This is a genomic window from Streptomyces albus subsp. chlorinus (genome assembly GCF_013302895.1).
Classification (GTDB): Bacteria; Actinomycetota; Actinomycetes; order Streptomycetales; family Streptomycetaceae; genus Streptomyces; species Streptomyces chlorinus.
Map to the genome: position 1 here is coordinate 793752 of NZ_VJOK01000001.1, position 7419 is coordinate 801170.

5 protein-coding genes and 1 pseudogene are annotated in these 7419 nt (G+C 74.6%); 4 read left to right on the forward strand and 2 right to left on the reverse strand.

Annotation, left to right across the window (positions count from 1 at the left end; genetic code table 11):
* A pseudogene (locus tag FM076_RS03710) lies at nt 1–1018 on the reverse strand (hypothetical protein); the annotation flags it as partial.
* Nucleotides 1019–1273: 255 nt separating this feature from the next.
* Here FM076_RS03710 and FM076_RS03715 point away from each other — a divergent pair.
* From FM076_RS03715 to FM076_RS03730, 4 genes are all read left to right on the forward strand, one after another.
* Nucleotides 1274–2857 (forward strand): alkaline phosphatase D family protein, encoded by a 1584-nt coding sequence (locus FM076_RS03715; protein WP_173868509.1) that lies wholly within the window; start codon nt 1274–1276, stop codon nt 2855–2857.
* A gap of 5 nt (nt 2858–2862) precedes the next feature.
* Nucleotides 2863–3381: a DUF1990 family protein gene (locus FM076_RS03720; RefSeq protein WP_173868510.1), complete on the forward strand. Its 519-nt coding sequence runs from the start codon at nt 2863–2865 to the stop codon at nt 3379–3381.
* Nucleotides 3382–3563: 182 nt separating this feature from the next.
* On the forward strand, nt 3564–4775 hold the full coding sequence (locus tag FM076_RS03725; protein ID WP_173868511.1) for a GNAT family N-acetyltransferase: 1212 nt from the start codon (nt 3564–3566) through the stop codon (nt 4773–4775).
* A 119-nt stretch (nt 4776–4894) separates the two neighbouring features.
* The gene (locus FM076_RS03730) at nt 4895–6607 is read left to right on the forward strand and encodes a DUF885 domain-containing protein (RefSeq protein ID WP_173868512.1); all 1713 of its coding nucleotides are present in this window, start codon (nt 4895–4897) and stop codon (nt 6605–6607) included.
* Nucleotides 6608–6725: 118 nt separating this feature from the next.
* Here FM076_RS03730 and FM076_RS03735 read toward each other — a convergent pair.
* Nucleotides 6726–7419 (reverse strand): SbcC/MukB-like Walker B domain-containing protein (locus FM076_RS03735; protein WP_274598783.1); only part of this gene is annotated, 694 nt, incomplete at its 5' end.

The window sequence follows — 7419 nt, forward strand, 5'->3', positions numbered from 1 at the left end:
CGAGCGTGCCGTGACCGCTGTCGGTGAGCCGGCGGGTCAGCAGCGCGACGGCCGCCGCCCAGGCGGCGTGGCCGGCCGGGTCGCCGTGCGGCTCCCAGCACGTGGTGCCCTGTTCGGCCAGGTGTTGCAGTCCGCGCGGCTCGTTGCCGGTCAGCGCGCAGAATTCCAGGTGCCGGGCGAGGGCGGTCCGCGCGGTGGGGACGTCGCGCACCAGCAGGTACCCGGCGACATGCCTGCCGCGTGCCTCGTCGAAGCGGCCGAGGCGCAGCAGGGGCAGCAGCGAGTCGGCGAGCAGGAACGGCTGCTGGCTCCCGCACGGGTACTCGCCGCGCAGCACCGGCTCCCACATGCGCAGCGCGGCCTCGTCCTCCCCCGCGTCCGAGCCCGCCTCCGTCCCGTCCGCCCCGAAACGCCCCGCCGTCGCGGTCTCCTGGGTCTCCCGGGCGCGTTCCGCGTGGAACCGGCCGCGCCAGGCCAGTTCGCAGCCGGGGCAGTCGGCGCTGCCGTCCCGTTCGGCCGCCAGCCAGGCGGCGTAGGCGCGGTCGGCACGGGCCGGGTCACCGAAGGACCGGGCGGCCATGAAGTGCCGTGCGTGGACGGCGCGCTGGGACAGGCCCGCGCCGGCGTAGCGGCGGCCCATCGCCGCGAGCCACTCCTCGACCTCCGCCGCCGGGGTGCCGGGGTCGGCGAGCAGGTCCTCGACGGCCCAGCGCAGGGACCACAGGAGCGCGAAGGAGGCGTCCTTGCCGAAGGCGTCGGGGTGCGCGTCCCGCAGCCGCAGGGCACGTGCGACGGGCTCGTGGGCGGTGCGGGCGGGTGAGCCGAAGGCGCGGCTGGCGGCCAGATGGAGCAGGGCCTCGCCCAGCGCGGCCCGCCCCTCGCGCGTGCCCGCCTCCGCCAGGGCCCCGGCCTGCGCGACCAGTTCCTCCGCCCGGGCGACACGCGCGGGTCCGTGCGGTGCCAGGCCCCGCGCCCGGATCTCCTCGCGCATCTGTGCGGGCGTGCGGCTGGTGGTCATCTGGCCTCCTGGGCCGGGAGTCGGCATAGGGGTGGCGTACGGGCCGGGTTGCCCCGTGGAGCGGCATCCTAGGCCGATCCGGGCGGCCGGACGGTACGCAGTCGGGCCGCGCCCCTTCAGCCGGATGTGACGTCGGGTGTTCACTGGGGCTTCGTGTGCGCGGCACACGGAACGGATACAGCTGTTGTCGTTGATCACGCGTCCGCCGGTCCGGCCGGCCAGGACCTGACGCTTCGTTTGCGAGGAGGCCGCACCATGGCACAAGGCGATCCGACGACCGGCAGAGCCCCTGCCCGGCGCACCGTGCTGCGCGGTACGGCCGTGGCGGGCGCCGCCCTGTCCTTGCCGTTGCTGGGCGCGGCGGCGCCCGCGCAGGCCTGGCGCGGGCGCCCGTCGGCCGACTGGGGGGTGCAGGCCGGGGATGTGACGACGTCCTCGGGGCTGGTGTGGGTGCGGTCGGACCGCCCGGCGCGGATGATGGTGGAGACGGCGGCGACGGAGGCGTTCCGCAACCCCCGGCGGTGGCACGGCCCGCTCGTCGGGCCGGACACGGACTTCACGGGGCGTACCGCGCTGCACGGACTGCCCCCGGGACAACAGATCCACTATCGGGTGACCCTCGCGGACCCGGACGACCCCCGGCGCACCAGCAGGCCCGTCCACGGCACCTTCCGTACGGCCCCCGAGCGGCGGCGTGACGTCCGGTTCCTGTGGTCGGGCGACCTGGCCGGCCAGGGCTGGGGCATCAACCCGGACCGGGGCGGCTACCCCATCTTCGACCAGATGCGGCGGCTGGACCCGGACTTCTTCCTCAACAGCGGCGACACCATCTACGCCGACTCCCCCATCCAGGAGCGGGTGGAGCTGCCGGGCGGCGGGGTGTGGCGGAACGTCACCACGGAGGAGAAGTCCAAGGTGGCCGAGACACTGGCGGAGTTCCGCGGCAACTTCCGCTACAACCTGCTGGATCAGAAGCTGCGCCGCTTCAACGCGCAGGTCCCCTCGATCGTGCAGTGGGACGACCACGAGGTGCTCAACAACTGGTATCCGGGCGAGATCCTGGACGACGACCGGTACACCGTCAAGGACGTCTCCACCCTGGCGGCCCGCTCCCTGCGGGCCTTCAGCGAGTACTTCCCGCTCGGCACGCTGCCGCCCAAGGACGAGGACGGCCGGGTCTACCGGGTGGTGCGGCACGGTCCGCTGCTGGACGTCTTCGTGCTGGACATGCGCTCCTACCGCAACGCCAACTCGCCGGGCCGCACACCGGACGACAGGCAGGGCATCCTCGGCGAGCGGCAGCTGAGGTGGCTCAAGCGGGAGCTGTCGCACTCCCGCGCCACCTGGAAGGTGATCGCCTCGGACATGCCGCTGGGGCTGGTCGTCCCGGACGGCAAGACCGACTTCGAGGCCGTCGCGCAGGGCGATCCGGGGGCTCCGCTGGGGCGCGAGCTGCAGATCGCCGAACTGCTGCGGCACATCAAGCACCACCGGATCACCGGCACGGTGTGGTTCACCACGGACGTGCACTACACGTGCGCCCAGCGGTACGACCCGGCCAAGGCGGCGTTCAAGGACTTCGAGCCCTTCTGGGAGTTCGTCTCCGGTCCGCTGAACGCGGGCGGGTTCGCCGCGCTGAAGCTGGACGGCACCTTCGGCCCGGACCAGAAGTTCGTCAAGGCGCCCACCCGTGCCAACACCCCGCCGACGGAGGACGGACAGTACTTCGGCCAGGTCGACATCGACGGCTCCACCGGTGAACTGACCGTCCGGCTGCGCGAGGAGAGCGGCGCGGTGCTGTTCACGCAGGTGCTCCAGCCCGGCCGGGTGGGCCAGTAGCGGACGTGCCTGGCACCGGCCGGGCCTTCACCTACTCCCCCGTCGGCGGAACCGCTTCCGGGGCGGTCCCGCCCGGCTTCGGCCGCCTGCGGGTGCGCACCCGGGTGGGCGAGGGCAGGGCCGTCTTCGAGGCGGCCTCGCGCGCGCTGATGGAGTGGCGTGCGCACCGTGCGATGGGCGTGACGATGGCGACGGACGCCGGCCGCGCGGCGCCGGGGGTGCTGGTGACGGTCGGTCTGGGGGTGGGGCCGCTGCGGGTGAGGGGACCGTGCCGGGTGGTGTGGACGGTCCGGGAGGAGCGGCGTACCGGCTGGGCGTACGGAACGCTGCCGGGGCATCCTCAGTGCGGCGAGGAGGCGTTCGTCGTGGAGCACGCCGAGGACGGGCGGGTGTGGCTGACGGTGTCGGCCTACAGCAGGCCGGCGCTGTGGTGGACCCGCGCGGGCGGCCCCCTGGTGCGGGTCTTCCAGCACCTGTACGCGTACCGGTGCGGACAGGTGCTGCGTCGGCTGGCGCGCGGCTGACGGCCCCCGCCCGGGCCACCACACCGCGGTCACCGCGACCCCCGCCACCACTGCGGTCACCCCGCCGCACGGAAGCGGAGGCGCGGCGGCCGAAAACGGACGTTTAGCCGCCAGGTGCTCTTTTTACGCACCCGTCACGCGTCGTTCGTGGCCAGGCAATGACCGTCCGCGAGGGTGGGCGTATGGCTGATGACGCTGCCGCACAGAAGACGGGCCCCGCGACCGGCGCACCGCGCCCCTGGCACCGGGCGGTTCGCGCCGCGCGGGCCGGCTGGCGGGCATGGTGCGCCCAGGACACGCACCCGGGGCCCGGACAGGGCGGCGCCGAGCCGGACGGGCGGCCGGGCGCGGAGGGTGAGACGACGCTGTGGCGGGCGCGGACCACCGTGCGGGAGGAACGCGGCTCCCTCGCGCGGGTGTGCGTGGCACTGGCCGCGCACCAGGTGGACATCCTCTCGCTCCAGACACACCCGCTGGGCGACCGCACGGTGGACGAGTTCCTGCTGCGCACCCCGGTGACACTGGAACCCGAGGCGCTGGCACGGCTGCTGACCGGGGCGGGCGGCACCGGTGCCCGGGTCGAGCGAGCCGACGCGCACGACCTGGTCGACGGCCCCGCCCGGGTGCTCGGCCTGGCCACCCGCACCGCGCTCGACAGCGCCGAACTCCCCCTCGCACTCCGCAGCTTGCTCGGCCGGTGCAGTATCCGTTCCGTGCCCGGGGACACCCCCGGGGAAGGCACACTGGAGGGTACGTCGCTGCGCCTGCCCGACCCTGCCGGAGGAGAGATCGTCGTGGAACGGCCCCATGTGCCCTTCACTCCCACCGAATACGCGCGCGCACACGCACTGGTGGAGCTGGACGCGCGGCTGGGCCGGCGCACCCCGCCGCACAGGGACGCGCTGACCCTCCCCGAGGGCCGGGCCGTCACCATCCGCCGCGCCGGCGAGGGCGACCTGGAAGGGGCGCTCGCCCTGCACGCCCGCTGCTCCCGGCAGACGCTGCGCCAGCGCTACCACGGACCCGTCAAGGACGCCGACTCCTATCTGCGCCACCTGCTCTCCCCCCGGTTCGGCCGCACCCTCGCCGTGGAGTCGCCCACGGGTGAGCTGGTCGCGCTCGGGCACCTGCTGTGGGACGGCGACGAGACGGAGGCGGCGCTGCTCGTCGAGGACGCCTGGCAGCGGCGGGGCATCGGCTCCGCACTGCTGCGGCGGCTGACCGACATGGCGCGGGAGGCACGCTGCGAGAGCGTCTACGCGGTCACCCAGGCGTCCAACACCGCCATGGTCGCGGCCATGCGCGGGCTGGGGCTTCCGCTCGACTACCAGGTGGAGGAGGGCACCCTGGTGGTGACCGCCACGCTGGCACCGGCCACCGTCGCACCGCGCTGACCCGCGCGGCCGGGCCGGCCCCGTGTGCGCCGCCGGGCCGGCCCGGTGTTCGCGCACGGCGTCAGGGGCGAGTCGAGAGGGAGCTGACGGCGGGGGCCCGCCCGTACGAGGATGGGCCCATGTCCGATGCAAACACCTCAGCGACCCCCGGTCCCCTCCCCCGCCAGGTCGCCGACACCTATGTCGACGCGCTCGTCGACCTCGACCCGATCTCCGGCACGTACCTGGGCGTACCCGAGAGCCACGGAAGGCTGCCCGACTTCTCCCCGGCCGGCCAGGAGGCCATGGCCACCCTGTGCCGCACCACCCTGGACGAGCTGGCGGCGGCCGAGGCCCGGCCCGGCGCGGACAGCGACGAGGAGCGGCGCTGCGCCCGGCTGCTGCGCGAGCGGCTGACCGCCGAGCTGGCCGTCCACGAGGCCGGCGAGGGCCTGCGCGCGGTCAGCAACCTCAGCTCGCCCGTCCACTCGGTACGCGGCATCTTCACCGTGATGCCGTCCGAGACGGAGGAGGACTGGAAGAAGGTCGCCGAGCGGATGCGGGCCATGCCCGTCGCGCTCGACGGCTACCGCGCCTCGCTCGCCGAGGGGCTCGCCCGGGGCCTGCACGCCGGGCCGCGCCAGGTGAGCACGGTGCTGGGGCAGCTGGCGGAGTGGCTCGGTGAGACCGACGGCGCCGACGACCGCGGCTGGTTCGCCCAGTTCGCCGCCGAGGGGCCCGACGCGCTGCGCGGCGAGCTGGACGGCGCCGCCGCCGAGGCGTCCCGCGCCATCCGCGAGCTGCGCGACTGGCTGCGCGACGTGTACGCGCCCGGCGTCGCGGGCGCGCCCGAGACGGTCGGCCGCGAACGGTACGCCCGCTGGGCACGCTACTGGAACGGCGCCGACCTCGACCTGGAGGAGGCGTACCGCTACGGCTGGCAGGAGTTCCACCGGCTGCTGGCCGAGATGCGCACGGAGGCGGAGAAGATCCTCCCCGGGGCTCAGACCCCCTGGGAGGCGCTGCGCCACCTGGATACCCACGGCGAGGCCGTCGAGGGGGTCGAGGAGGTCCGCGCATGGCTCCAGGGGCTGATGGACCAGGCCATCGAGGAGCTGGACGGCACCCACTTCGAACTGTCCGAGGAAGTCCGCCGGGTCGAGTCCCGCATCGCCCCGCCCGGCAGCGCCGCGGCCCCCTACTACACCCAGCCGTCGCTGGACTTCTCCCGGCCGGGCCGCACCTGGCTGCCCACCATGGGCGAGACCCGGTTCCCGGTCTACGACCTGGTCACCACCTGGTACCACGAGGGCGTGCCGGGACACCATCTCCAGCTCGCGCAGTGGACCTACGTCGCCGACAAGCTCTCCCGCTACCAGACGACCGTGGGCATGGTCAGCGCCAACGCCGAGGGCTGGGCCCTGTACGCGGAGCGGCTGATGGACGAACTGGGGTACCTGACCACGGCCGAGCGCCGCCTGGGCTACCTGGACGCGCAGATGATGCGCTCCACGCGGGTCATCGTCGACATCGGCATGCACCTGGAGCTGGAGATCCCCGAGGACTCCCCGTTCCACCCCGGCGAGCGGTGGACGCCCGAGCTGGCGCAGGAGTTCTTCGGCATGCACAGCGGCCGCCCGGCCGAGTTCGTCGAGAGCGAGCTGGTGCGCTACCTCGGCATGCCGGGCCAGGCCATCGGCTACAAGCTGGGCGAGCGGGCCTGGCTGCAGGGCCGGGCCGCGGCGCAGCGGGCGCACGGGGACGCCTTCGACGCCAAGTCCTGGCACATGGCCGCTCTCTCCCTGGGCTCCCTCGGCCTCGACGACCTGGTGACCGAACTCTCGGCCCTGTGAGACCGACCCTGTGAGACCGGCCCTGTGGGACCGGCCCTTCCCGCCGCCTGCGGTCCTGCCCCGGCCGTGGGCCGTCCGGCACCCCGGCGGCGGGAAGGGGCGCGGGCGTACGGGGGCCTCAGCCCGGCGCCGGGGCGGCGTGGTGGCGGAGGGCGGAGCCCGTGCGGGTCTTGACGACCTCCAACTGGGCGGGGACGCGCTGGCGCAGGTCGGCGACGTGGCTGACGATGCCGACACAGCGGTCCCGCTCCCGCAGCGAGTCGAGGACGTCGAGGACCTCGTCCAGCGTCTGCTCGTCCAGGCTGCCGAAGCCCTCGTCGATGAAGAGGGTCTCCAGCCGGGTGCCGCCCGCCTCCTCGGTGACCACGTCGGCCAGGCCGAGGGCGAGCGCGAGCGAGGCGAAGAAGGTCTCGCCGCCGGAGAGGGTGGCGGTGTCGCGCTCGACGCCGGTCCAGGCGTCCACCACGTGCAGTCCCAGCCCCGATCTGCCGCGCCCGGAGGCGCGTTCGTCGGAGTGCACCAGGGTGTAGCGGCCGCCCGACATCCTGCCGAGGCGCGCCGAGGCCGCCGCGGCGACCTGTTCGAGACGGGCGGCCAGCACATACGACTCCAGGCGCATGCGGCGCTCGTTCTCGGCGGACGTACCCGCCGTCAGCGCCGCCAGCCGGGCCACGCGGTCGTACGCCGTCCGCAGCGGCGCCAGGCGGCGGGCCCGCTCCTGGGCACGGGCGCCCAGCGTCTCCAGCGCCTCCACGCGGGCGCGGGCCGTGTGGTGTTCCGTCTCGGCGGCCCGCGAGCCGGGCTTCGGCCGC